This window comes from Desulfobulbus oralis (assembly GCF_002952055.1).
Classification (GTDB): Bacteria; Desulfobacterota; Desulfobulbia; order Desulfobulbales; family Desulfobulbaceae; genus Desulfobulbus; species Desulfobulbus oralis.
Genome location: NZ_CP021255.1, coordinates 2014394 through 2038733, shown reverse-complemented (window position 1 = coordinate 2038733; position 24340 = coordinate 2014394). Strand labels below are relative to the sequence as shown.

At 60.9% G+C, this 24340-nt stretch carries 23 protein-coding genes and 1 pseudogene; 16 read left to right on the top strand and 8 right to left on the bottom strand.

Features of this window, described 5'->3' with window-relative positions:
- The first annotated feature begins 1 nt into the window (after position 1).
- The 6 genes and pseudogenes from CAY53_RS09050 to CAY53_RS12720 all read left to right on the top strand — a co-directional run bounded on the left by CAY53_RS09050 (position 2) and on the right by CAY53_RS12720 (position 6740).
- Positions 2-1510 (top strand): sugar ABC transporter ATP-binding protein, encoded by a 1509-nt coding sequence (locus tag CAY53_RS09050; protein WP_104937518.1) that lies wholly within the window; start codon positions 2-4, stop codon positions 1508-1510.
- Positions 1507-2487, top strand: coding sequence for an ABC transporter permease (locus tag CAY53_RS09045; RefSeq protein ID WP_219842656.1), 981 nt, complete (start codon positions 1507-1509; stop codon positions 2485-2487). The genes CAY53_RS09050 and CAY53_RS09045 overlap by 4 nt, the downstream gene beginning before the upstream one ends.
- Positions 2488-2507: 20 nt before the next feature.
- Complete coding sequence (locus tag CAY53_RS09040; protein ID WP_181040251.1) at positions 2508-3647, top strand: substrate-binding domain-containing protein; 1140 nt, start codon at positions 2508-2510, stop codon at positions 3645-3647.
- 214 nt (positions 3648-3861) lie between these two features.
- Positions 3862-4374, top strand: a complete 513-nt coding sequence (locus CAY53_RS12725; protein WP_146106472.1) for a hypothetical protein — start codon at positions 3862-3864, stop codon at positions 4372-4374.
- Positions 4375-4824: 450 nt separating this feature from the next.
- A pseudogene (locus tag CAY53_RS09020) lies at positions 4825-5810 on the top strand (IS30 family transposase).
- Between the two features lie 60 nt (positions 5811-5870).
- Positions 5871-6740, top strand: a complete 870-nt coding sequence (locus CAY53_RS12720; RefSeq protein WP_146106471.1) for a hypothetical protein — start codon at positions 5871-5873, stop codon at positions 6738-6740.
- A gap of 147 nt (positions 6741-6887) precedes the next feature.
- Here CAY53_RS12720 and trmFO read toward each other — a convergent pair whose 3' ends face one another.
- Entirely contained in the window at positions 6888-8225 is a 1338-nt protein-coding gene (gene trmFO, locus CAY53_RS09015; RefSeq protein WP_181040250.1) for a methylenetetrahydrofolate--tRNA-(uracil(54)-C(5))-methyltransferase (FADH(2)-oxidizing) TrmFO, read from the bottom strand.
- A 104-nt stretch (positions 8226-8329) separates the two neighbouring features.
- On the opposite strand from trmFO, the gene rlmN reads away from it, so the two are divergent.
- The 6 genes from rlmN (at position 8330) to CAY53_RS08990 (ending at position 12919) form a co-directional block, all read left to right on the top strand.
- Positions 8330-9379, top strand: coding sequence for a dual-specificity RNA methyltransferase RlmN (gene rlmN, locus CAY53_RS09010; protein ID WP_104936829.1), 1050 nt, complete (start codon positions 8330-8332; stop codon positions 9377-9379).
- A complete protein-coding gene (locus tag CAY53_RS09005) occupies positions 9376-9765 on the top strand; it encodes a cobalamin-dependent protein (protein ID WP_181040249.1) in 390 nt (129 codons plus the stop codon). The genes rlmN and CAY53_RS09005 overlap by 4 nt, the downstream gene beginning before the upstream one ends.
- Positions 9762-9923 (top strand): hypothetical protein, encoded by a 162-nt coding sequence (locus CAY53_RS12945; protein ID WP_181040248.1) that lies wholly within the window; start codon positions 9762-9764, stop codon positions 9921-9923. The genes CAY53_RS09005 and CAY53_RS12945 overlap by 4 nt, the downstream gene beginning before the upstream one ends.
- 2 nt (positions 9924-9925) lie before the next feature.
- Positions 9926-11302, top strand: coding sequence for a class I SAM-dependent RNA methyltransferase (locus tag CAY53_RS09000; RefSeq protein ID WP_104936827.1), 1377 nt, complete (start codon positions 9926-9928; stop codon positions 11300-11302).
- A gap of 65 nt (positions 11303-11367) precedes the next feature.
- Positions 11368-11691 (top strand): TfoX/Sxy family protein, encoded by a 324-nt coding sequence (locus tag CAY53_RS08995; RefSeq protein WP_104936826.1) that lies wholly within the window; start codon positions 11368-11370, stop codon positions 11689-11691.
- A 322-nt stretch (positions 11692-12013) separates the two neighbouring features.
- On the top strand, positions 12014-12919 hold the full coding sequence (locus CAY53_RS08990) for a hemolysin family protein (protein ID WP_104936825.1): 906 nt from the start codon (positions 12014-12016) through the stop codon (positions 12917-12919).
- 156 nt (positions 12920-13075) lie between these two features.
- Here the strand turns inward: CAY53_RS08990 and CAY53_RS08985 are convergent, their stop codons facing one another.
- The 5 genes from CAY53_RS08985 to CAY53_RS08965 form a co-directional block, all read right to left on the bottom strand.
- Positions 13076-13288 (bottom strand): hypothetical protein, encoded by a 213-nt coding sequence (locus CAY53_RS08985; RefSeq protein WP_104936824.1) that lies wholly within the window; start codon positions 13286-13288, stop codon positions 13076-13078.
- Positions 13267-13656: a phage holin family protein gene (locus tag CAY53_RS08980; RefSeq protein ID WP_181040247.1), complete on the bottom strand. Its 390-nt coding sequence runs from the start codon at positions 13654-13656 to the stop codon at positions 13267-13269. The genes CAY53_RS08985 and CAY53_RS08980 overlap by 22 nt, the downstream gene beginning before the upstream one ends.
- 1 nt (position 13657) lies before the next feature.
- Positions 13658-13951, bottom strand: a complete 294-nt coding sequence (locus CAY53_RS08975) for an ElaB/YgaM/YqjD family protein (protein ID WP_104936822.1) — start codon at positions 13949-13951, stop codon at positions 13658-13660.
- A 357-nt stretch (positions 13952-14308) separates the two neighbouring features.
- Positions 14309-15124, bottom strand: a complete 816-nt coding sequence (locus CAY53_RS08970) for a ZIP family metal transporter (RefSeq protein WP_104936821.1) — start codon at positions 15122-15124, stop codon at positions 14309-14311.
- Positions 15125-15158: 34 nt separating this feature from the next.
- The gene (locus CAY53_RS08965; protein ID WP_104936820.1) at positions 15159-15446 is read right to left on the bottom strand and encodes a hypothetical protein; all 288 of its coding nucleotides are present in this window, start codon (positions 15444-15446) and stop codon (positions 15159-15161) included.
- 328 nt (positions 15447-15774) lie between these two features.
- Between CAY53_RS08965 and lnt the strand changes: the two genes are divergently transcribed.
- The 4 genes from lnt to CAY53_RS08940 all read left to right on the top strand — a co-directional run bounded on the left by lnt (position 15775) and on the right by CAY53_RS08940 (position 22490).
- On the top strand, positions 15775-17472 hold the full coding sequence (gene lnt, locus CAY53_RS08955; RefSeq protein ID WP_181040246.1) for an apolipoprotein N-acyltransferase: 1698 nt from the start codon (positions 15775-15777) through the stop codon (positions 17470-17472).
- A gap of 91 nt (positions 17473-17563) precedes the next feature.
- Positions 17564-18674 (top strand): peptide chain release factor 2 gene (prfB, locus tag CAY53_RS08950; RefSeq protein ID WP_104936817.1). Its coding sequence is split into 2 segments (ribosomal slippage): positions 17564-17644 and positions 17646-18674, totalling 1110 coding nucleotides; the frame shifts between segments, so codons are not numbered across the junction.
- A gap of 9 nt (positions 18675-18683) precedes the next feature.
- Positions 18684-19760 (top strand): deoxyguanosinetriphosphate triphosphohydrolase, encoded by a 1077-nt coding sequence (locus tag CAY53_RS08945; RefSeq protein ID WP_104936816.1) that lies wholly within the window; start codon positions 18684-18686, stop codon positions 19758-19760.
- Positions 19761-19811: 51 nt separating this feature from the next.
- Positions 19812-22490 carry a valine--tRNA ligase gene (locus CAY53_RS08940; RefSeq protein WP_104936815.1) on the top strand — a complete coding sequence of 893 codons (2679 nt, stop codon included), beginning with the start codon at positions 19812-19814 and terminating at the stop codon, positions 22488-22490.
- A gap of 332 nt (positions 22491-22822) precedes the next feature.
- On the opposite strand, the gene CAY53_RS08935 is transcribed toward CAY53_RS08940, so the two are convergent.
- Both CAY53_RS08935 and CAY53_RS08930 read right to left on the bottom strand, forming a co-directional pair.
- The gene (locus CAY53_RS08935) at positions 22823-23755 is read right to left on the bottom strand and encodes an HpcH/HpaI aldolase/citrate lyase family protein (RefSeq protein WP_104936814.1); all 933 of its coding nucleotides are present in this window, start codon (positions 23753-23755) and stop codon (positions 22823-22825) included.
- Positions 23756-23805: 50 nt separating this feature from the next.
- Positions 23806-24186, bottom strand: a complete 381-nt coding sequence (locus CAY53_RS08930; protein ID WP_181040245.1) for a DUF423 domain-containing protein — start codon at positions 24184-24186, stop codon at positions 23806-23808.
- Between the last annotated feature and the right edge of the window lie 154 nt (positions 24187-24340).

The window sequence follows — 24340 nt, the reverse complement described above, 5'->3', positions numbered from 1 at the left end:
CATGGACGAGAGCATCATGCTGCAAATGGAGCATATCGACAAAAGATTCCCGGGAGTGCATGCGCTCAACGACTGCGAATTTTCCCTGCGCAAGGGGGAGGTGCACGCGCTCATAGGAGAAAACGGGGCGGGCAAATCGACTCTGGTCAAAATCATGACCGGCATCTATACCGAATACGACGGCGATTACTACTTCGACGGGAAAAAAGTCCACTTCAACAGCATAAAAGATGCGCAGGCCGCAGGGGTTTTCGTCGTGCATCAGGAACTGAACATAATGAACGAGCTCACCGTGGCGCAAAACCTCTTTATCGGCCGGGAATCCAAAGGATTTTTCTGCTCCGACCGCACGATCAACCGGAAAACGGAGGCCCTGATCCGTGAATTCGATATCGGCGTGCGGCCGACGGACAAGCTCTCCACCCTGACCATCGGCAAGGCGCAGATGGTGGAAATCGCACGCGCCATGTCGTTTGACAGCACCAAGGTGCTCATCCTCGACGAACCCACTGCCGCCCTGTCCCAGGGGGAGGTGGAGGAGCTCTTCAAGAAGATCCAGCAGCTCAAGGACAAAGGCGTCTCCATCGTCTTCATCTCCCACCGGCTCGGCGAGATCATGCGTATTGCCGACCGGGTCACGGTGATGCGGGACGGGGCCTACATCGACACCCTCGATATCGGCGCCTGCACGGTGGACGATATCATCAGGCTGATGGTGGGCCGGGAGATCATCGAGCAACCAAAACAAAAGAGCAATGTCGATGCGCAGGCCCCGGTGATCCTGGAGGCGCAGGGGCTACGGGCCACCGGCGTCCACGATGTGAGCTTTCAGTTGAAAAAAGGCGAGATCCTCGGATTCGCCGGGCTGGTCGGTGCCGGCAGAACCGAGGTCATGCGCCTGCTCTGCGGCGCCGATCGTTGCCGTGCCGGCACGATACGAATCAAGGGCCGGGACTGCACCATGAAACACCCCCACGACGGGGTGGAGCATGGCGTAGGCTATCTCTCCGAAGACAGGAAACGCTACGGCCTTGTGCTGGGTCTGTCCGTGAACACCAACACCATGCTCGCCTCCTACGACAAGGTGAGCGACCACGGCCTCATCCGGGGCAGGGACTGTGAGCGGCACACCAATGAATACGTGCGCGCACTGCGCATCAAGACGCCGAGCATCCAGCAGATGGTGAAAAATCTCTCGGGCGGCAACCAGCAGAAGGTGGTGGTGGGCAAGTGGCTGTTTCGGGACGTGGATATTCTGATCTTCGACGAACCGACCAGGGGCATCGACGTGGGGGCGCGCGCCGAGATCTACCAGCTCATGGACGAACTGGTGCAGGAAGGCAAGGCCATCATCATGGTCTCCTCGGATCTGACCGAAATTCTCAAGATGAGCGACAGAATCATCGTCATGTGCGAAGGCAGGATCACCGCCGATCTGGACATCCAGGACGCCGACCAGGAACGTATAATGATGTTTGCCACAAAGCGTAAGGAGGAGGTACCGCAATGACCAGCCAATCGATCAAGGCCTATGTCATGGGAGAAGGTTTGCAGAAGGTGCTGGCGATCTCCGCCCTCGTCATTCTCTACCTCTTCTTCAGCCGCTTCGGCACCCATTTCGCCACCATGGATACCTTTGTCAGTATCCTCGATTCCTCCTACTATCTGGGCTTCCTTGCCATCGGCATGACCTTTGTCATCATCACCGGCGGCATCGACCTCTCCACCGGCACGGTCATGGTGGGCTCGGCCCTGGTGGGCGGCGTCGCCTACAACGTCTGGGGCTTTCCCATCGCTCTCGCCCTGGGCATGGCGGTACTGACCGCAACGCTCTTTGGCCTCTTCAACGGCATTCTCATCGGCAAGCTGGGCCTGCCTCCCTTTATTGCCACCCTGGGCACCCAGTTCATTTCCCTTGGCTTCTGCGCGGTGATCGCCAAGGTGCAGACCCAAACCTACCCCAGCCTTTCCTCTCCGGATGGCTGGTTCAAGATGGCGGTCTACAAGGCCCACGGTTTCCCGGTGGGCGCACTCTGGCTGGTGCTGTTTTTTGTCCTGGCCTGGATCCTGCTCAACAAGACCATCCTGGGCCGCTACGCCTATGCCATGGGCAGCAACGAGGAGGCGGTGGAGCTCTCCGGCATCAAGACCGCCAACTGGAAGATGCTGGTGTATGTGGTCAACGGGTTTTTCTGCGGACTGGCCGCGGTCATCTACTCCGCGACCTACAGCAGCATCACGCCCCAGACCGGCAACGGGCAGGAGATGTACGCCATCGCCGCCTGCGTCATCGGCGGCACCTCCCTGGCCGGTGGTATCGGTTCCCTCTGGGGGACGATTCTGGGCGTCTTTGTCATCTGTGTGCTCAAAACAGGCCTTTTGTCCATGCAACTGCCGGTGCAGTGGCAGCAGGTCCTGATCGGTGTCGTCGTTTTGCTGGCGGTTCTGATGGATGTCATCAGGACACGGCGGGCAAAGAAAGTGTAACCCTACCCATGAGGTGTATCATGAAACAACTGTTTGCCGTCTTTGCGCTCTTTGTCCTGATCGGGGTCGCCGCCTGCGGCGAAGACAGGCAGCCGCCAGCCGAACAGGAAAAAGACACCAAGGCTGCCGCGGCGACCCCGGTGCCGGCGGCCCAGGGCGAGAAAGCCATTATCGTCATATCCAAAAGCTACCAGAACCAGTTCTATCAGGCGGCCTTCAAGGGCGCGGAGAAGGCGGCCGCCGATCTGGGTGTGCGCCTCACCACCAATGGGCCTGACGCGGAGAGCAATGTGAGCCAGCAGGTCGAACAGGTTGCCGCGGCCATCAACCAGAAGCCGGATGCGATCGTGCTGGCCGCCTGCGATCCCAAATCCCTGGAAGAGGCGCTCGGCAAGGCCAAAGCCGCTGGCATTCCGGTTATCGGCTTTGACTCCGGCGTCCCCGGCGATCCCACGGGTGCGGTTCTGGCCACGGCGACCACGGACAACGAGGCTGCCGGCGGCAACGTGGCCAAGAAGCTGGCGGCCGCCCCCAGCTTCCAGGAAAAAGTCTTGCAGGCAACGGAGCAAAAGCCTGTGGTCATCGGCGCGCTGGCGCAGGATGCCACCTCCGGCTCAATCTCCAACCGCATTACCGGTTTTGTCAACACCCTCAAAGACGAGTTGGAGCGGCTCAATGGCCTCCAGGGTGCAGTGTCGATTTCCGGACAGCAGAAATGGCATGTGCCGGCCACAGCCCCTGTCAAGGTCAAGATAGTGGTGACTGTACCGCCGACTACGAGTCAGGCCGACATCCAGTCCGCAGCGAAATCGATCTTTATGACGGACAACCTCGTCGCCCTGTTTGCCGCCAACCAGGATGCGGTCAACGGTGTCATCAGCGCCACCAATGACGCCACCGACCTCGACCGGACAAGGGGCAAGTACAGGGATGTGCTGGTAGTGGGCTTCGATGCCGGCAAGTCGCAGAAAGACGCGATCAAAAACGGCCAGTTCTTCGGCTCGGTCGCCCAGGATTCCTACCAGATGGGATATCAGGCGGTTAAACTGGCGGTGGCCGCCACCAACAAGCAGCCCGTCGCCGATGTGGATACGGGCTCTCGTTGGTACAACAAGGACAATATCGAGGCCGAGGACATCGCCATCCTGCTGTACGACTGAGGCAGAACCGGGCAGGCGCTGTCGGCAGGACCTCTCCCGGAGCAAACGCGGACATTTTTTCTTTGAGCTGCGGCGTTTGCCACCATGGTGCAGGCCGGGTCGATGCTCGTTGCCAAGGCATCGCTCGGTTAGAATGAGAAAAGCTTAAAAGGACAGGGCGGGATTCTGGTCGAGTTGGCAGCGCCAGGCATCAGGCAGCCAAAACGAGCCCGCCATGTCCTGCGTCCATCAGAGCCTGGCTGAAGGCATCGGCATCGAAGCATTTGTAGCCATGGGACGAGTTGCCGAACACTTGCCGCCTGCCCTGGCCCGCCACCACAGCACCATTTCCAGCACGCTGCGCCAGGGCAGCGCCAAATCCGGCTGTCATGCCCGGACTGCTGATCACCGGGCCCGAAAAAGAGGAAAGATGCCGCGCCATGACCGCTGCATGAGCCGCTCCGATCTGGTGGCCCGGGTCGATGAGCAGCTCCACAGCGACTGGCCGCCCGAACAGAGTGCGGGCCGTCTGCGCCTGGACTATCCAGAGGATGCAGGCCATGCGCAAACACTGGGAGACCATCCCCGCTGGAGCTATCTGCGCGCGTACTTGTGCGGGCCGCATGCGCCCTGGCAGTGCGGCAGCAACGAGAACGAGGGAGGCCTCTTGCGACAGTGCTTCCCAAGGGGCAGCAGCTTGCGCCAAAGCACGGGAAGCTCTCCTGAAGGCAGCTCATCGGCTGCATAATCGCCTCGCAAATAAATGTTTAAGCTACCAGAGTCCGGCTGAAATTTTGAACCTTGCCCCACTGCTGCACTTGCAAGTTGAATGCATCCCCATTGCTCTTGGGTAGCTGATCATACGAAAGCCACATACTGTTCTCATGCTCCTTCCTCCGGCCAAGACTTATGGACGCCTCCCCTCGGCAAAGTTTGATTCTCTATGCATCCCTATGCCTTACCTGGAGAGCTTTCAAGGGGCTGGTATGGACCTTTGGGCAAGGGGTACAGTCTGTGTATCAGGCCATTGCCCGGAATGGGAGGTGCTTTGCGCACCCTGGGAGAGCACTTTGCCACTGAAACGGTAGATTCTCATTCCAAACGCACCACTTGGTAGGGGCATGAAGAGTTAAAGGACAAGGCGGGATTCTGGTAGAGTTGGCAGCACCAACAACCACTCAGCCAGAAGGAGCCCGCCATGTCCCATACCCATCTTACTCTGGAAGAACGCGTCAGCATCGAAATATTTGTGTCCATGGGCCTGAGTTGCCGGGAAATGGCCAGACGCCTGGGCAGGAGTCACAGCACTGTTTCCCGGGAGCTGCGCCGCAACGCAGGCTCTGCAAAAAAAGGTTATCGTGCGCAGAGCGGCGTGCCCACAAAAGGCGAAAGAGAGCAAGGCATTACCGCTGTATGAATCGGCCCGAACTGATCACCTGGGTCGATGAAAAGTTGCGTGCAAACTGGTCTCCCGAGCAGATCGCGGGCCGCATCCGTCTGGAGTATCCAGAGGATCAAAAAATGCGTATCAGTACAGAGACTATCTACCGCTGGGTTTATGCAGCAGCACAATTCGGCGATACCAGCTACCGCCATTTACGCCGTGCCCACAAAAGGCGAAGGCGGCAAGCCAGGTATGGCCAGGGACGGCGCCTGTTCCCCGGACGTATTGATATCAGCCAGCGGCCGCGGATTGTGGAGCTCAGAACCCGCTTTGGTGACTGGGAAGCCGACCTTGTCTGTGCCTCCAAAGGCAAAGCAGCGCTGCTCACCTGTACCGAACGCAAGAGCCGCTTTCTGCTGCTGGCCAGGGTACAAGACAAGACAGCCGCGTCCTTCAATGCGGGGCTCATTTCCTGCCTGCGTGCTGTGCCGTCAAAGCTGAGGCAGACCTTGACGCTTGATAATGGTTCGGAAATGGCAGGCTTCAGGGCGCTGGAGGCAGCCACTGGCCTGCGCACGTATTTTTGTAAACCACATGCCCCGTGGCAACGTGGGACGAACGAAAACGAGGGCGGGCATTTGCGGCAGTACTTTCCCAGGGGCATCAGCTTTCACAAGATCACGGAAAAGATGATTTCGGACGCCGCAGAACAACTGAACAACCGGCCGCGTAAATGTTTACACTACCAGACTCCCGCTGAGCTTTTTAACCAGGCCCTCACCGGTGCATTTGCAATTTGAATTCACCAACCAATGCAAAAACCGGATTTCAAGATTAAAAAATAAACGCAGAATGATGATATGGGTTTAACAGATTGGTTTTATTTAACGATTTTAACATGTGTGTTTATATACATAAATAATAAAATTAACAGAATAGACCTGGAAATAAGATTAGTCTTTATATATAGCTGTTTAATCTCATATATTTTAACAATAATTTCAGCGTTTGTTGCCATATCTGCTTTTAGGATTTTTTTTGAAGTTTCCAGCCATCCAGGAATACGATTTTTTCTATTATGCGCAATAAGCACTTTATCGTTTTTGTTTTTTCTGAGAGTTTCAGGAAAATATCTCTATTTTAGAAATAGAATAAATCTAGCACAATATGAGAAATACTTTACTATAAAGAAATTTAAATCATATGAAGATATATATATCCAGATTAACAATTTTCATACGCATAACCTGCCTAAAAAAGCTAAAGATGAGTTCAAACATATTCTCGCTACCTACTATAAGTGGTATACAGATAGATATGATAAATTTACAGAATTAAGTAACACTTCTAAATATAATTCTAGAGAAAGTAATTTTCCAGTATACTTTGATTATGCAGATGATCTTTTTGTTTTTCTTAAATTATATTTTAAGGAAAACGGATACCCTGATTTAAATAATAAAAATACTGATCATAATTATATTGAGTTAGATGATATACAAATCAGAAAAGATCACCAGACCTTACATGGATATTTATATCTGGTCAGCAGGCATAACTATAAAGTAATTGCTGTAATTGATCCTTGGAGAGGATTGTTCTGTCCTAATAATATGATAAAAACAAAAAGAAATATTGAAATATTATCACAATTTTTACAAATAATTATATATATTTTTATTATTGTTTCCATGAATGTCTTTTTATTGAAAATGTATGAAAAAATATAATTTCCATATAATCTTTTATGGTTCTTTGCTAAAGGTGCCATACTTTACACCCTGCCCTTTGCGGCCGCTTTTGGGCGGAATGACCGGCCTTTCCCAGCCTCGATCGTGATTCTTCCTGTGGTCTTCAGGTGTTGCAGCGGCAGCGCCTCAGGATGCCGCAGTCAGTTTCTCCTGCCAGGTGTCCAGCGCGGCTAGAGCGGCGCCTGCCCGCAGGGCGGCCCGCTCTTTTTTTGCCGGCTTTCGTTTGCCTTCCGTTTCCAGTTCTGGAAAAAGTGCGAAGATGATGTTTGTCGGCTGAAACTGCCTGGGATCGCTTTCCGTCAAATGCCTGAGCAGCGCGGCATGGGCCGTGGCCGCCGGTGGCGGCGAATACGGCAGGCCCCGCACCTTCTGGGCCGCAAAAACGCCGGCCAAAAGCCCGCAGGCCGCGGATTCCACATAGCCTTCCACCCCGGCAAGCTGGCCCGCCACCAGCACGCCCGGCGCGGCTTTGAGCGCGAGATCCTTCCCCAGCACCGCAGGCGCGCAGAGGAAGGTATTACGATGGATGGAACCCAGGCGTTGAAACTCGGCCCGTTCCAACCCTGGCAGCAGGCGAAAAACCCGTTGCTGCTCAGGATAGGTCAGTCTGGTCTGGAAGCCCACCAGATTGTAAGCGCTGGCCCGGGCGTTTTCGGCCCGTAGCTGGGCCACCGCATAAAAGCGTTCGCCAGTCACCGGATGCGCCAGCCCAACCGGCTTGAGCGGGCCAAAGCGCAGGGTGTCCGGCCCGCGCTCCGCCATGACTTCCAACGGCAGACAGCCCTCAAAGTAGCGCGCTTCCTCGAACGGCCGGGCCGCCACCCTGTCGGCGGAGAGCAGCGCGGCCAGAAAGCTCTCGTACTGCTCACGGTTCATGGGGCTGTTCAGATAATCACCGGGGCCCGTATCGTCCCAGCGGGATTTCCGGTACAGCAGCTCCATGTCCAAAGACGCGGCACTCACTATGGGCGCAATGGCGTCATAAAAGGCCAGATGTTCCGTGCCGCTGAGCCGGGCCAGAGCGCTCGTGAGTTCATCGGTGGCCAGCGGCCCGGCCGCCAGAATGAGCGGATGCGCCGGATCGGCCGATGCCAGGCTGGTGCACTCCTCCCGCACGAGCCTGATGCACGGATGCGTTGCGATCTTTTCGGTCATGTACGCGGAAAAACGCTTCCGGTCCACGGCCAGCGCCGCCCCCGCCGGCACGGCGGTGGCATCGGCCGCCGCCATGAACAGAGAACCCAGGCGCCGCATTTCCTCCTTCAAGAGCCCAACCGCCGAATCCACCCGGCTGGCGCGCAGGGAGTTGGAGCAGACGAGTTCCGCCAGATTTTCGCTTGTATGTGCCGGACTGAAACGATGGGGCTTCATCTCGAAAAGCTGCACCGCCACGCCGCGCCGGGCAAGTTGCCAGGCTGCCTCACACCCGGCCAGACCCGCGCCCACTATCGTCACCGTTTGCATGTCTTCCCCCTGAAAGCGGTTGCGGCGCGCCGGAGCAGACCGTATCATGCGCGCCGCAAAGGGCCCAAAGTGTTCCATTTCAGCGCAAGATGCAACGATAAACCATGAACGACAGCCTTGTTGACCTCCGCGACCTGCCGCAGGAAGCCCTCATCCACTTTGTCAAGAGCCTGGGCCAGCCGGCCTTTCGGGGCCGCCAGCTTCTGCCCTGGCTCTACAGGCCGAGCCGGATCGACTTTGCCGACATGACCGATCTGGCCAGAGAATTCCGCGCCGTGCTGGCGACAAGGGCGCGCGTGAGCCGCCTGGTGCCGGCCGCGGTGGAGCGCTCGGCAGACGGCGCGGTCAAGTTCGGCTTTGTGCTGGACGACGGCGCCATCATCGAATCCGTGCTCATTCCGGAGGAAGACCGAAACACGCTCTGCATCTCCAGCCAGGTTGGCTGCGCCATGGGCTGCGTCTTTTGTCTGACCGGCAGGATGGGCCTGAAGCGCAACCTGAGGGTGGCGGAAATCGTGGGCCAGGTCTGCGCGGTGCGGGACTGGATGCTTGCGGAGGAGCGCCCGCCGCTGACCAATCTGGTCTTCATGGGCATGGGCGAGCCGCTCGCCAATTTTGCGGTGCTTCTGGACGCGATCTCCCTCTTCACCGAACAGCGCGGCCTGGACTTTTCCAGGCGCCGCATCACGGTCTCCACCTGCGGCCTGGTGCCGCAAATGCTGGAGCTGGGCGAAAAAACCGACGTGAATCTGGCCATTTCCCTGCACGCGGCAGACGACGAAACCCGGGCCAGACTCATGCCGGTGAACCGGCGCTATCCGCTTGCAGTGCTGATCGACGCGGCCAAACGCTACCGCCAGGAACGGCGCAAGCGGGTCATGTTTGAATATACGCTGCTCTCCGGCGTGAACGATTCCGACGAGGACGCGCGCCGGCTCGCCAAACTGCTCAGGGAAGTGCGCTGCAAGGTCAATCTCCTGGCCGTGAATCCGGCGGAGGGCAGCGGGTTCCAAAGCCCTGGCCCGGAGCGGATGCTGGCCTTCCAGAAAATTCTGCGGGACAAGGGCTTCACCGTGTTCATCCGCCACAGCCGGGGCGCGGACATCAGCGCGGCCTGCGGCCAGTTGGCCGGGAAAATGGCTGTGCCGCAGTGAACATTCTGTTGGTCAACATCGCCCACCCGGCCATTGGCAGCCGGCTCGCGGGCGAGCATCTGCCGCCTCTGGGCCTTCTGGCCGTTGGCGGGCCACTTCTGGACGCCGGACACAGCGTGCGGCTCATTGACGGCGACCATGACAACACGCCAGTCTATGCGCTGGCGGACGAAATCGCCGCAGCCCGGCCGGATGCGCTCCTGCCGGGCCATTCCGGGTCCACCCCGGCCCAGCCCATTCTGGACGAATTGACCCGGCTGGTCCGCCCGCGCTGTCCGGAGACGAGCATCGTGCTGGGCGGCGTGTTCCCGACCTTCCACTGGGCGGACATTCTGCGCAGCCAGCCGCAATACGACTACATCGTGCGCGGCGAGGGCGAGGCGTGACCCTCGCGCTCATCACCGCACTGGCCTGGTACTCGCGCATTGGCCGCCGCGTCTGGTTCTGGGAGCTGTGGCAGTTTTTCCTTGTGCTCCACCGTCCCAAAGGCCCCCTGACGGTGCGGGAGTTCTGGGAGCGCGGGGCGCAGCGGGAAGAACGGTAGCCATGGCGGTTCCACAGGAAAACCCGCTGGTGCACATAGAAAAGCTGGTGCACGGCGGCAGGGGCCTGGGCCGGCTGGGCAGCGGCAAGGTCGTGCTGGTGGCCGGCGCTTTGCCGGGAGAAAGGGTGCGCATTGCGGTGCAGCAGGAAGCGCGCGGCCATGCCGAGGCTGTGGTGCAGGAAATCGTGGCGGCAGCGGCCGAGCGGGTCAGGCCGGCCTGCCCCCACTACCCAGACTGCGGCGGTTGCGATTTGCAGCACGTCGCCTATGCGGCGCAGTTGCGGCTGAAGACCGGGATCGTACGAGAAAGCCTGCAGCGCGCCGGCGTGACCCCGCCGGCAGAGACCGGCGTTCTGGCTTCGCCTCTGCCCTATGGCTACCGCTTCAGGCTGCGCCTGCATCTGAACAGGCAGGGACTGGGCTTTTATCGCAGACAGAGCAACACCTTGGTGCCTGTGAACCGCTGCCTCCTGGCCTCTGAGGGCATCAACGCGGCCCTGGCGAAAATCGCGGCCGATCCGGATTTCATCCGCCTGCTGGCGCAGGTTGTGACAGAGGTGGAGCTGGACGAGTGCCCGCAGACAGGGCGCGTTTTTCTGGTGCTGGCCACAAAAAAGGCGCTCATGCCCGCCCTGCGGGAGCGGCTTGCGCGCTCCGCTGCCCGGGCCCGATTCGTGGATTGCCTGTGCACGGCGCAGGGACAGTTCCTTTTCCCTTTCAGCACGGCAGACGCCCTGCCCACGCTCTGCCAGCCTTTCCGCCTGGAACCAGCCTCCCGGGACGCCCTGTCCGGCGAGGCCGGCCGCCAGCACAGCCCCTGCCTCCCCTTGGCCGGACTGGCTTATGCTCTGCACTGGCAGGCTGGCTCCTTTTTTCAGGCGAATACCCGGCACAATGCAAATCTGGTGGCCCTGGCGCTGACAGCGGCCGCACAACCCAAACGGGCCCTGGACCTCTTCTGCGGAGCCGGCAACTTCAGCATTCCGCTGGCTTTGAACGGCGCCGAGGTGCTGGGCGTCGAAAGCAGCCCCGCAGGCATTCACTGGGCCAGACGAAACGCAGTGGCCAACGGCCTGGATGCGCGGAAGGCCAGTTTTATCATGGCCGATGCCGGCCGTGCTCTGGACCGGCTTGTGCGTGAAGGCCGGCGCTTCGACCTTGTCCTGCTCGACCCTCCGCGCCAGGGTCTCGGCAGGGCGGCAGCGCATGTGCCCAAACTCCTGCCAAAACGCATTGTCTCCATCTCCTGCGACCCGGCCACCCATGCCCGCGATCTGCAAATCATGTGCACCGCCGGCTGCCGGCTCGAACAGCTCACGGTCATGGACATGTTTCCCCAGACCCACCATATCGAAAGCCTGGCCCTGTTATCCCTGTGAAAAGCGGCATGGGGCCTGCCGGGACGGGATCGCCATAACAACCAAGAACACAAGCAAGGAACAGTATGCCTTCGACCAGAGAGTATTTGGACTTCGTGCTGGAGCAACTGTCGGATCTGGATGGGATAGCGTATCGGAAAATGATGGGCGAGTACATCCTTTACTACCGGGGCAGGATCGTCGGCGGCATCTACGACAACAGGCTGCTGGTCAAGCCTGTTGCGCCGGCGCTTGCGCTTATGCCGGAAGCGCCCTATGCAGTGCCCTATCGGGGAGCAAAAGCCATGCTCCTGGTGCAGGAAATCGATGAGCCGGACTTCCTGAGCCGCTTGTTCATGGCCATGTACGCCGCCCTGCCTGCCCCGAAGCAAAAGAAGAGCCGCCTGTAACCGGGGCCAAGGCAGTGGCTGCCGGAGCCGTGCATGGCATTCCGCTTGGGCAGCCTGCGCCTGCTGTCCGGACATGTCGCAGCGGCCCAAAGGCGATAGCAACGCCTGTTATTCCCCTGATCGTCAGCGGCACTCAGGCCGGCGAAAGGCACAAAAAGCGGGCGGCTGGTCCGGGAAGCGGTCATTTCGGGCATTCAGCCTTGATTTTTCCAGGCCCCGTTTCCATAATGGTGACGTATTTTCTCTGGCGCCGCCTGGCCTGACCCGGGCGGCCCGTCTTGTATCCTACCCAAACACAACGCTTTTTATGGAGCATCCACACATGGAGAGGGACGAACCCCCGCCTGCCGCCCAGACCGAACGGCCTGCGACGCCCCCGGAGCCTCCCGCGGAAGACGAGGCCGGCAACAAGTCTCTGCTCGCCAGATTCTGCGGCATGTTCCGGCGCAGCGGCCCGGAAACCACCAAGGGGCTGGAGCAGGAAATCCAGGATCTTCTGGAAGAGGGCGAGGAGCAGGGCCTGATCAGCGCCCACGAAGAACAGCTCATCACCTCGATATTCGATTTTCGTGAGACCCGGGCTTCGGAAATCATGACGCCTTCGGCGGAGATCGTGGCCGCCGAAAGCGGCATACCCGTGCAGGAACTGATGCAGCTCATCGTCAAAGAAGGCTACACGAGGATTCCCATCTACAAGGACACACTGGATCATGTGCTGGGCGTGGTGCATGCCAAGGATCTGCTCCAGTCCTGCGTGTGCGGCAAGGGTACCGGCAAGACCATCGATGCACTCCTGAAACCGGTCTCCTTTGTGGCCGAATCCAAGCCCATCACCGAGCTGTTGCGGGAATTCCAGAGCAACAAGACCCACATGGCCATGGTCACCGACGAGTTCGGCGATGTACGGGGCCTGATCACCCTTGAGGATGTGCTCGAAGAAATAGTGGGCGAAATCGACGACGAGTACGACACCGAGGACAGCGGTCTCAAGGTGGTGGACGAGCGTACCGTCATTGTGGATGCCAAGGTGGACGTGGAAGACGTGGAGCAGCATTTCGGCCTGGAACTGCCCGAAGGCCCCTACGAATCCATCGGCGGCTTTGTTGTCCACCGGCTGGGCAGAGTGCCGGAAACCGGTGCGAGCCTGCAGGAAGGGGCGCTTGCCTTCAAGGTTTTGAGTGCGGACGCCAGGCGTGCCAAATCGCTGCGCATCAGCAAGGAGGCGTGACGCCCCATGCGACGGAAACAAAGGGCGGCTCCGGACACGGCTCAAAGGGGAGCTGATTTTGACCCTGTCGCCTGTTCGGGCCCGGGGTCGCGGCGGCGAACGCTCCGGCAGAGGGGTCGCGGCGGGCTGATCGTTCCACGGCGGGCAGGGCCGCAGCTACCGTCTTCTGCGAAGGCGCCGCAGTTCCTGGAGCAGATCCAGCACGATGCCGCCTGCGGCAATGCCGCCGCTCACTATGCCCAGGGAGCGGAAGGCGCTCGTGCGGATACTGCGCATCTCGATGGGCGCCAGGCGGCGGCGCAGCTCGCAACGCAGGTGTATGAGGTTTTTTTCTTCCTGCAGCCGTCTCAGTTCCTTGTCGAAAAACATGCCACATCCTTTTTGAGTTCCTCGACCGTGGCGCTGAAGGGCATGGGTGCTGTCCGCACGGCACGGCGCAGGAGCGCCAGGGCCAGCAGACCCGCCAGTATGCCCATGGCGGCACAGGCCAGGTGGGCGTAGAGCCGCCACTCGGGCGGCAGGACGCGGATGAGCACGCAGCACAGCGCCACCAGACCGGCAAGGGTGCAGACCGAGCCGACACAGGCCAGTACCAGAATCTGAGCCAGTCGGATTTTGAGCTCCTGCACTTCCAGGGCCAGCAGCTCGAGCCGGTCTTCAAGAAAACCCGTGCCGATCTCGCCGATTTTGGTGGCGGCATCGCCCAGTGCGCTGAACTGCCTGGAGATGCGCAGCATGCTATCTTCTCGACATGAGCCAGCCCATGAACAGGCCGGTGATAAAAACGCCGGCCATGGCATAGTAGGGCCTGTCGCGAATATATTCGTCGACCTCTGAGGCCCTGTCCACAGCGCGTTCATAGAAACGGCCGGACTCGTTCCGGGCATTGTCCAGCCCGCGGATCAGGGCATTGCGGGCGGATTTGACTTTGTCGTCCACCTCATCGGCGGTGGCATCGATCAATTCCTGGGCACGCTCGATGATGCGCTGCATCTCCTCACTGATTTCGGCTTTGCTCTGTTTTTTGATCATGATGTCCTCCAGGTTGGGGGGAAGGTAGTGATGGCAGCAGATGCGGTGGCATGGCCAAGTCTGCCTGGGCTCTGCGGATCGTGCAGAGTGCCTTGCAGCCCATAGGCCCAGCCACGAACTGCGGGCAGGAATCGCCGACTTTGTGCGGCTCTACAGCAAAGAGCGCCTTCATGAGGCTTTGGGCTGCCCTGCCCCGGAAGAACGCTCTGTTGCGCCCATTGCCAAAGCGGCTGGCAGTACTGTCTCTGCTGGCTGCACCTGTTCGACACGCTTTCCATCACCTTCGCCCTGCGGGAACATCCGGCCATCTTCGGGATGCTCTTGGGCCTGTGCCTGCCTGGGGAGCGGCTGTTCCGGCTAGCCCAGGGCGACATCCAGGATCATCATGGTGGTGAAGCCGACCAGCGTCGCCACGGTGACCAGGTCGATGTTGTCGGGATTGCGCTGGGATTCGGGGATGAGTTCCTCCACCACCACAAAGATCATGGCGCCGGCGGCAAAGCAGAGGGCAAAGGGGAGAATGCCCTGCATCCCCATGATGAACAGGGCGCCCAGGACTCCGGCCAGGGGCTCCACCGCGCCCGAGAGCTGCCCGTAGAGAAAACCGGTTTTCCGGCTCAGGCCCTCGCGCCGCAGGGGCATGGAGACCGCGGTGCCTTCCGGAAAGTTTTGCAGGCCGATACCAATGGCCAGGGCAATGGCCCCTCCCAGGGTGGCCGAAGGCAGCTCTGCGGCCGCGGCCCCAAAGGCCACGCCCACTGCCAGTCCTTCGGGGATGTTGTGCAGGGTGATGGCCAGAACGAGCAGGGTGCTCCGCTGCCAGGAGGTCTGCATCCCTTCGCGCTGCGTCATGTCCATGCCCAGGTGCAGGTGGGGCAGGATATAGTCGATCAGCCGCATGAAGAGGCCGCCGGCCATGAAACCGATGGCCGCCGTCAGCCAGGGTTTCTGCCCCAACTGCTCCGCCATTTCGATCCCTGGCGCCAAAAGCGACCAGAAGCTGGCGGCAATCATCACGCCTGCGGCAAAACCCAGCATGGCGTCCAGGTATTTTGCCCTGATTTCCCGCTGTACAAAGACCAGGGCCGCGCCTGCCGCGGTCATCCCCCAGGTGAAACAGGTGGCCAGCAGGGTCTGGAGCACCGGATTGAGTTGGAGCAGAAAATCCACCATAGCTTTCTCCTCGAGCGTGGAAGGTCCGAAACCTCTATCTGGTGAACAACTTGGCCAGGATCCGTTCCTTGCGGTCCATGGTTTTGTTGTTGTATCCTTTGATCAACATGGTGTTGGCCGCCATGCCCGAAAAGCCGCAGATGGCAAAGTGGGCCGCGGCCAGGAGTGGCTGGCGGGCAAGCGGCTGGGCGGCGGCGATCTTTTTCGTCCACTTGAGCGACTGGGTGAACAGGGTCACCATCAGGCCCAGACCTGGGGAGAGAAACAGCCGCGTCAACGGCCAGCCCAGATGCCGCCAGAGGTGGAACGGGGACAGGTCCAAAGCGCTGCTCTCCTGCTGTTGGGGAGCAAGATGGTGGCAATGAATACGGGACAGTGCCGCACGACCAGGGCCGCATTATAGCCCGGGGAACGCCAGGGGGCAATCCATGCAGCGCATGTGGGAGACGCGAATCTCGGATTGTCGTGGATTGGGCCTACCGAATGCACGTAGAGATTGGAAATGGGGTGACACGCAATCCGCGCTCGAGGACAGGCATGTACTGTTCATGACTGACGACCGGGACGGATACATCGACAAACTGTTTGCTTTTTTGCAGGAGGAAGCGCAGCATGCATAAACATACTCCCACTCTCCCGGGCACTTTGTGATGAAAGAAAAAACGCCTTTGACCGCAAGGTCTCCACAGGAAGCCGAGGCCAACAGCCCCGGCAGGCAGGCGGCAGCGCTTGCGGCAGCCCTCCTTGCAGCGCTTCTGGTCAACGTGGCCATGCCGGGACTGGAAAGCTGGCGTGGTCACTGGTGGCTTTTGCCCTTCTGCCTCTGGCCGCTTTTCATGGCAATACAGATTGCGCCCAGGCGGGCGGGCTGGGCGGGTTTTGTCTTCGGTCTGGCCGCCTGGCTGGGTCAGCTTTCCTGGGTCACCATCGTGCTTGGCAGGTACGGCGGTCTGCCATCCTGGCTGAGCTGGATCGTGCTCCTGCTCCTGGCCGTCTACATGGCCCTCTACAACGCCCTGTTCTGCCGTTTGCTGCTGGCCCTGCACCGGCTTTGGGCCGACTTTCGGCCGGCTCGGGCCGCCATGCTGGCCCTGTGGGCTCCGCCTGTCGTCTGGACAGGACTGGATGCCCTGAGAGGCCAGCTCTTCACCGGCTTTCCCTGGATGGACTTGGGCTACGGGCTTTTTCGCGTACCACTCCTGCTGACACCGGCCGATCTGGGGGGCCATCATCTGCTGACCTTTACCCTGGTGCTCGTGAATTCGCTCCTGGCGCTTCTGCCTGTGGTCCTGCGCCGCTCGGGTCTGAAGGCCCTCTGCGCCCCCACGGCTTCGGCGCTCTGTCTGCTCGTCGTGCTGGCTGGATACAGCGGCATGCGGCAAAAGGAAACCAGGGCGGAAATCGAAGCAGCCCAGCGGGCCAGCATCGGCTTGGTGCAGGCCAATATCGAACAGGATCTGAAGTGGAACCCTGCCTTCAAGGAGGAGACCGTAACCCGTTATCTCGGTCTGTCGGCGGGGCTGGCCAAAGACAATGATCTGGATCTCCTGATCTGGCCGGAAAGCGCCCTGCCCTTTTATCCCCAGGACGACCCGCTGGCCAGCCGGGTGGCCGGCTTTGCCGCCCGCGGCCCCATGCTCCTGACCGGCGCGCCTTTCTACCGGGTGACAGAGACCCTGGAAGGTCGGGTGGTGCAGTATTTCAACGGCGCGCTGCTGATTGGCCCCAATGCCCGGGTGGCAGGCACTTACGCCAAGCAGCACCTTGTGCCCTTTGGCGAATATATCCCCCTGAAGCGGCTCCTCTTCTTTCTGAAACCTCTGGCCGAAACCATCGGCGACTTCACTCCGGGCAGACACTCGGGCCCGCTCGCGGCTCCGACCCCGGACGGCCGTGAACTGCGGCCCGGCGTACTCGTCTGCTACGAATCGGTGTTCCCGAAAATCGCCAGAAACAGCACGGCTCAGGGGGCGAACTGCCTCGCCAACCTCACCAACGACGCCTGGTACGGCCGCAGCTCCGCGCCGGTGCAGTCGCTGGCCATGGCTGTGCTCAGGGCTGTGGAAAACAGAAGATCGCTTGTACGCGCCGCCAATACCGGCATCAGCGGCCTTATTGATCCCCTGGGGCGCATCACCGGCGAAACCGGGCTCTTTACCGAAATGGCGGTTGCAGACAGCCTGCCGCTCATGCACTCGGTCAGCGTGTTCACCAAGGTGGGTCATGCCTTTGGCCTCTGCTGCGCTCTGCTCATCCTGCCGCTGCTCCTGCCGGTTCTCCTCCGGCGGCTGGGCCAGCGCGCTGCCCGCAGGCAGTTCTGCATGCCGGCCCGGACAGGCAGACCTTGACGTTCCCTGCCGCTTCTGTTTATATGCCCGCCTGTGTTTGCGACCAGGGACAAAGCGCAAAAAGATTCACAACATCCAGGCGAGGCGCCATATGGACATGACGGACGCGACAGAAACCAGACAGCTCATTGCAAACCTCAAGGGCCGCATGCAGGCCCTTAAGGAGCATCTTTGACCTGGATGGCAGGCGGGAACAGATAAAACTGCTGGAACTCCAGAGCCTCAGCCCCGGCTTCTGGGACGATCAGGACAAGGCCGCGGCCGTGCAGCAGCAACTGGGCCAGTTGCAGGACATGGTCGGCGCGTGGGACAAAAACTACGGTGACCTGGAAGACGCGGAACTGCTCCTCGACATGGCCGTCGAGGAACAGGACGAGGCCAGTTTCCAGGAGCTGGTATCGAGTCTGGACGGCCTCAGGGAACGGGTGGACATGGTGGAGCTGGACTGCATGTTCACGGGCGAACACGACGCCAGGAACGCCATCCTCACCATCCATGCCGGTGCGGGCGGCACCGAAGCCATGGACTGGACCGGGATGCTCATGCGCATGTATCTGCGCTGGGCCGAAACCCACGCCTTCAAAAGCGACATCCTGGACCTCCTGCCCGGCGAAGAGGCCGGCACCAAGAGTGTGGCCATGCTCATCAAGGGCAAGAACGCCTACGGGCTTTTGCGCTCGGAACTCGGCATCCACCGGCTGGTGCGCATCTCGCCCTTTGACGCCAGCGGCAGGCGGCACACCTCCTTTTCCTCGGTGATGGTCATGCCGGAGCTGGACGACAACGTCAACATCGAAATCGACGAAAAGGACATTCGCATCGATACCTTCCGGGCCAGTGGATCCGGCGGCCAGCACGTCAACAAGACGGATTCGGCCATCCGCATCACCCATTTTCCGACCGGCATCGTGGTGCAGTGCCAGAACGAACGCTCCCAGCACAGCAACAAGAACATGGCCATGAAAATGCTCATGGCCCGGCTCTACGAGCTGGAGCAGGAAGAAAAGATGAAGGCGCAGGAGAACCTGCAGGGCGACAAGAAGGACATCGCCTGGGGCAGCCAGATCCGCTCCTACGTCCTGCAGCCCTACCGGCTCATCAAGGACCACCGGACCGGTCTGGAGGAGGGCAACGTGGAGGCCGTACTGGACGGCCGGCTGGACAGGTTCATCCGGGCCTGGCTGCTCTGGAAAAGCAAGTAGGAGCCTGTGATGAAAACGGTGCGCGCCCTGCAGGAGGAACAGGAAGCGCTGACACTCTCAGCCCATGCCTGCCGGAGCGCCAGCTCGAGGGGCCGGCTGCGGCCCGAGCCAGACCGCTGTGAACTCCGCACCGATTTCCAGCGCGACCGGGACCGTATCATCCACTCCAAGACCTTCCGCCGGCTGAAGCACAAGACCCAGGTCTTTCTGGCGCCGGCCGGCGACCACTACCGCACCCGGCTGACCCATGTGCTGGAGGTTTCGCAGATCGCCCGCACCATGGCCGTGTGCCTCAGGCTGAACGAATACCTGACCGAGGCCATCGCCCTGGGTCATGATCTGGGGCACACCCCCTTTGGCCATGCGGGCGAATTCACCCTGAACCAGCTCCATCCGGGCGGCTTCCGCCATTTCGTGCAGAGTCTGCGCGTGGTGGATTTTCTGGAAAACGGGGGTGATGGGCTCAATCTCACCTGGGAAGTGCGCAACGGCATCATCAAACACTCCAAAGGTTACGGCCCCATCCTGCCGGAAGGCGATCACAGCGCCCTGGCCGCCACCCTGGAAGGCCAGCTCGTGCGGGTGGCGGACATCATGGCCTATGTGAATCACGACATGGACGACGCCATCCGGGCCGGCATGCTCTCGCCCCTGGCTCTGCCCCCCCACCTGCGAAAGATCCTGGGCAACCGCTCCTCCGAGCGCATCAACGCCATGGTGAAAGACCTGGTGAGCCGGACCAGGGCCGCCGATGACGGCCATCTGCACCTGAGCGAGGGCATGAACGAGACCATCACCGAACTCCGGCAGTTTCTCTACGACAACGTGTACCGCAACTACCGGGTGCACCGGGAATTCGAGAAGGCGCAGCGCGTCATCCGGGAACTGTACGCCTACTTTCAGGAACACGAGCGGCCGACCGGCGATCTGTCCGCGGCCTGCCCGAAACTGCCGCCGCCGGCAAACGCCCTCGAGGAACGCCGGCGTCACCGACAGGTCTGCGACTTCATCGCCGGCATGACCGACCGTTACGCCATCGCTCTCTACACCCAGCTTTTCATGCCGAGGCCCTGGAGTGTCCTGTAAACGCGGCCGGTCAGGCCCTTTCCTTTCCTCTTCAGCCTCACAAGTCGAACCATGAACGCATCTGAACATTCCGAGACCAGGGAGCTCGGCAAAACCTACGAGTTTGCCGAGCTGGAGCAGCGCTGGCTTGCCCGCTGGCTTGCAGACAAGACCTTCAGCGCCCGCATGGATGCCGGCAAGCCGGCCTTTTCCATTGTCATTCCCCCGCCGAACGTGACCGGGGTGCTGCACATCGGCCATGCCCTGAACAATACCCTGCAGGATATCCTGGTGCGCTACCACCGGATGCTGGGCGACAACACCCTCTGGGTGCCGGGCACCGACCACGCGGGCATTGCCACCCAGAACGTGGTGGAACGCCAGCTCGCCAGGGAAGGCAGCAGCCGCCACAAGCTGGGCCGGGAAGCCTTTGTCGAGCGCGTCTGGCAGTGGCGGGCCGAAAAAGGCGGGGCCATCTTCAATCAGCTCAGGCATCTGGGCCTGTCCTGCGACTGGGACCGCGAGCGTTTCACCATGGACGAGGGCCTCTCCCGGGCCGTGCGCGAGGTCTTCGTGCGCCTCTATCAGGAGGGTCTCATCTACAAGGGCCCCTATATCGTCAACTGGTGCCCGCGCTGCCACACCGCCCTGGCCGACGACGAGGTGGAGCACGAGGATCAGGACGGCATGCTCTACCACGTGCACTATCCGCTGGCCGATGGCGGCCGGGGCGTGATTATCGCCACCACCCGACCGGAAACCATGCTGGGCGACACCGCCGTGGCCGTGCACCCGGAGGACGAGCGCTACCGGCACCTGCCCGCGGGCACGGCATTCCTCCTGCCGCTTTCCGGCCGGACGATCCCCCTGATCAGGGACAGCTATGTGGAGCGGGAATTCGGCACCGGCGCCCTCAAGGTCACCCCCGCCCATGACCGCAACGACTACGAACTGGGCCAGCGCCACAATCTGGAGCAGGTGGTCGTGTTTGACGACAACGGCATCATGAATGAACAGGCCGGCTCCTATCAGGGGCTGGACCGTTTTGCCTGCCGCAGGCGCATCGTGGCCGATCTGAAGGAACAGGGTTTTCTGGTCAGGGAAGAGCCCTACCGCCATGCGGTCGGCTGCTGCTACCGCTGCCACACGGTGGTCGAGCCCTACATCTCCGACCAGTGGTTCGTGTCGGTGCGGCCGCTGGCGGACAAGGCGGTCGAGGCCGTGAAGTCGGGGCGGATCAAAATCCATCCGGACATCTGGGACAAGACCTTCTACAGCTGGATGGCCAACATCCGTGACTGGTGCATCTCACGGCAGATCTGGTGGGGCCACCGCATCCCGGCCTGGAACTGCGCGGACTGCGGCAAAATCACGGTGAGCACGGCAGAGCCCAGCGTCTGCGCCCACTGCGGCGGCGGCAACATCAAACAGGAAGAGGACGTCTTGGACACCTGGTTCAGCTCCGCGCTCTGGCCCTTCACCACCATGGGCTGGCCGGAAAAAACCAGGGAGCTGGCCATGTTCTACCCGACTTCCGTGCTGAGTACCGGCTTCGACATTCTCTTCTTCTGGGTGGCGCGCATGATGATGATGGGCCTGCACATCATGAACGAGGTGCCCTTCCGCGACGTCTATCTCCATGCCCTGGTGCGCGACAGGTTCGGCAAGAAGATGTCCAAGTCCACGGGCAATGTCATCGACCCCATGGACATGATCGCCCAGTACGGCGCCGACGCCCTGCGCTTTACGCTCACCGCCTTTGCCGCCCAGGGCCGGGAGATCCGGATGGATACGGAACGCATCGAGGGCTACCGCCGCTTCATCAACAAGCTGTGGAATGCGGCCCGCTTTGCGGTCATGCACCTGCATCAGGAGCCGGACCTGCAGGCCTTCCAGCCGGGAGAGCGGCCCGAAGGGCTCGTGCACCGCTGGATGCTGCACCGGTTGAACGCCACCGTAGGCGAGGTGCGGCGGGCACTGGACAGCTACAACTTCAACGACGCGGCCTCGCTCTGCTACCAGTTCGTATGGCACCACCTCTGCGACTGGTATCTGGAGTGGATCAAGAAAGACCTGTTCAAAACGGACAGCGATGAGGCGCATGAGGCGAGGCGCACGCTCCTGAGTGTGTTCGAGGCCACCCTGAAACTGCTGCACCCGATCATCCCCTTTGTGACCGAGGAGATCTGGAGCCATCTGCCGGGCAGGCGCGGCTATCTCATGCTGGCGCCCTTCCCGGAAGCCGTGCCCTCCTGGAACGACGACGCGGGCAATGGCGCGATGAGCCTGCTCATGGACGTGATTTCCGGCCTGCGCAGCATCCGTACCACTGCGGAACTGCATCCGGGCGCGCAGATAAAAGCCACGCTCATCTGCCCCAATGCGGAGCGCCGGCAGCTTCTGGAGCGATACCGGGCGGATATCATGACCATGGCCAAGGCCGAGGAACTGGCCATTGTGGCGGCAGGCGCTGTGCCGAACGACGCCGGCCACGCGCTGGTAGGGGACGTGGAACTGGTGGTGCCGCTCCGGGATCTTCTGGATGTGGCAAGCGAACTGGAAAAGCTTGCGCGGGAAAGGGCCAAACTGGAAGCGGAGCTGAGCCGCATACAGGGCAAGCTGGACAATCCGAACTTCACCGCAAAAGCGCCGGAGGCGGTGGTTGCCAGGGAGCGGGAGAAGGCTGTGGAACTGAGCGCCCGGCTGCAAAAAAACAGTGAATCCATCAACCGCATGCGGGCCCTGCAATGAGGGGCGGCAGGGCCGTCTCCACATTGAGAAGGCCACCCGAAGCGGTACGGTAACAGCCGGTCTTCCCGGCCCGCGCCGTGACGGATACAGCGGGCCGGGACACGTGGCGCAGCGGATGGCAAGGAGCCTGGCGTGTTGCGCCCTGCCCTCATTCCGGTAAGCAGGCCCCCCGCGCCTGACTATCTGATCTTACCACATAGGTGCGGCTGGCCCCCGCTCCGGCCAGGCCTGATGGCCGCCTCCCTGTGGAGAACCTCGTTCGGCGATACCTGAAAACATCTATACGAAGTTGCTGTGGGAGGGGTGCCAATGTCCGCGTCCCAGTCAACAGATCACTCTGTGATGGACGGGCAAGCCAGCCCCAGGTGCCTGGCCTGTTCCCAAAGCCGGGTCGCCAGCCGCACCGTGGCCTGATCCACCATCCGGCCCTCCACCGCAACCGCGCCCCGGCCGGCGCTCCTGGCCGCATTGCTGGCCTCGATCACCTTGGCCGCCAGCGCGATATCTTCCTGGGACGGGGTGAAGACCTCGTTGATGATCGCAATCTGCTCCGGGTGAATGGCCCATTTGCCGTCGCAGCCCAGAGCACAGGCCATGACCGCTGAACGCCGCAGGCCGTCCGGATCCCTGAAATTGCCGTAGGGTGCGTCAATGGCCATCCTGCCGGCAGCCTTGGCATGCATTACCATCCTGCTGATGGCAAAATGCCAGCGGTGGCCCGGGTAGAGCGCCTCTTCCTTTTCGCCATGACCGGAAATGGAGACCAGACGCGCGCCGATGGAGGTCTGGTAGTCGGCAATGCCGAAGACCAGCGTCTGCACGCGCGCGCTGGCCTGCGCTATGGCACTGGCGCGCAACAGCCCCTCTGCCGTCTCGATGGAGGCCTCGATGCCGATGTTGTCCGGGCCGCCTTTGTGCAGGGCAATGCCCCCCAGCAGACGCTCGGCGAAATGGATATCGCCCTCGTGGTTCACCTTGGGAATGACGATGGCATCCAGCACATGGCCAGCCTGCTCCACCACCGCTATCAGATCGCGGTAGGCAAAGGCCGTGTCCAAACCGTTGATGCGTACGGTGACCGTCTTCTTCGCCCAGTCCAGGTGCAACAGCGAGTCGATGACCTGTTGGCGCGCAGCCTCCTTGGCCTCAAAGGGCACGCTGTCTTCCAGATCCAGCATGACCACGTCGGCGGCGCTGTCCGCTGCCTTGGCGTGCATTTTGGCGACATGGCCCGGAACCGAGAGATTGGAACGGCGGGGTTTCATGGGCATCTCCTTGCTGTTTGTGGAAACTGGTCTGATAGTTATTTATCCTTTTAGGCAAACCTTGCCACCAGCGCGGCGCAGGCAAGCAAAAGCCAGCCCAGCATGAGTATGCCGCCGCCAATGGGCGTGAGTATGCCGCTTGTGCCCATCGGCGCAAAGCATTTCATGAACACCGTGACCGGAAAGAGCAGGCCGCCCACGAAAAAGCAACACCCGGCGAGAGTCGCGGGCCGGCAGGGCGCGGCCTGGAGCAGGAGCGCCACCGCGATCAGGGCCAGGCCGTGGATGAGGATATAGTCCGAGGCCAGGTTGAACTGGTCCAGTTTGCCCGAGGCGGTGAGCCGGTCTATAAGGGTGTGGGCGGAGAGGGCACGGCTGACCACGCCCACCAGGGCGAAGAGCGCGCCACTGGCCAAAAAGAATCGCATCATAAAGAATCCTGGGTTGTGAATGGGGACTTGGCTTGCGCCAGCAATTGTCAGCCGCACCATAGCCGGTTTTGGCCGTGGCCGCATCTCTTTCGGCGTGCTTGTGTTCAGCGGGCCAGAACGTGGCTGGCGTCAATGAGGGAGCAATAGCGCCCTG

Excerpts from the sequence above, each read along its gene's own strand:
- CAY53_RS09050 (WP_104937518.1), top strand. The coding sequence starts at position 2 with ATGGACGAGAGCATCATGCTGCAAATGGAGCATATCGACAAAAGATTC.
- CAY53_RS08970 (WP_104936821.1), bottom strand. The coding sequence starts at position 15,124 with ATGGTGGATTTTCTGCTCCAACTCAATCCGGTGCTCCAGACCCTGCTG.
- lnt (WP_181040246.1), top strand. The coding sequence starts at position 15,775 with ATGAAAGAAAAAACGCCTTTGACCGCAAGGTCTCCACAGGAAGCCGAG.
- CAY53_RS09000 (WP_104936827.1), top strand. The coding sequence starts at position 9,926 with ATGGCGGTTCCACAGGAAAACCCGCTGGTGCACATAGAAAAGCTGGTG.
- CAY53_RS08980 (WP_181040247.1), bottom strand. The coding sequence starts at position 13,656 with ATGCTGCGCATCTCCAGGCAGTTCAGCGCACTGGGCGATGCCGCCACC.
- CAY53_RS08985 (WP_104936824.1), bottom strand. The coding sequence starts at position 13,288 with ATGTTTTTCGACAAGGAACTGAGACGGCTGCAGGAAGAAAAAAACCTC.
- CAY53_RS08990 (WP_104936825.1), top strand. The coding sequence starts at position 12,014 with ATGGAGAGGGACGAACCCCCGCCTGCCGCCCAGACCGAACGGCCTGCG.
- CAY53_RS09040 (WP_181040251.1), top strand. The coding sequence starts at position 2,508 with ATGAAACAACTGTTTGCCGTCTTTGCGCTCTTTGTCCTGATCGGGGTC.
- CAY53_RS08930 (WP_181040245.1), bottom strand. The coding sequence starts at position 24,186 with ATGATGCGATTCTTTTTGGCCAGTGGCGCGCTCTTCGCCCTGGTGGGC.
- CAY53_RS08940 (WP_104936815.1), top strand. The coding sequence starts at position 19,812 with ATGAACGCATCTGAACATTCCGAGACCAGGGAGCTCGGCAAAACCTAC.
- CAY53_RS08975 (WP_104936822.1), bottom strand. The coding sequence starts at position 13,951 with ATGATCAAAAAACAGAGCAAAGCCGAAATCAGTGAGGAGATGCAGCGC.
- CAY53_RS08935 (WP_104936814.1), bottom strand. The coding sequence starts at position 23,755 with ATGAAACCCCGCCGTTCCAATCTCTCGGTTCCGGGCCATGTCGCCAAA.
- CAY53_RS08945 (WP_104936816.1), top strand. The coding sequence starts at position 18,684 with ATGAAAACGGTGCGCGCCCTGCAGGAGGAACAGGAAGCGCTGACACTC.
- trmFO (WP_181040250.1), bottom strand. The coding sequence starts at position 8,225 with ATGCAAACGGTGACGATAGTGGGCGCGGGTCTGGCCGGGTGTGAGGCA.
- rlmN (WP_104936829.1), top strand. The coding sequence starts at position 8,330 with ATGAACGACAGCCTTGTTGACCTCCGCGACCTGCCGCAGGAAGCCCTC.
- CAY53_RS09045 (WP_219842656.1), top strand. The coding sequence starts at position 1,507 with ATGACCAGCCAATCGATCAAGGCCTATGTCATGGGAGAAGGTTTGCAG.
- CAY53_RS12720 (WP_146106471.1), top strand. The coding sequence starts at position 5,871 with ATGGGTTTAACAGATTGGTTTTATTTAACGATTTTAACATGTGTGTTT.
- CAY53_RS08995 (WP_104936826.1), top strand. The coding sequence starts at position 11,368 with ATGCCTTCGACCAGAGAGTATTTGGACTTCGTGCTGGAGCAACTGTCG.
- CAY53_RS12725 (WP_146106472.1), top strand. The coding sequence starts at position 3,862 with ATGTCCTGCGTCCATCAGAGCCTGGCTGAAGGCATCGGCATCGAAGCA.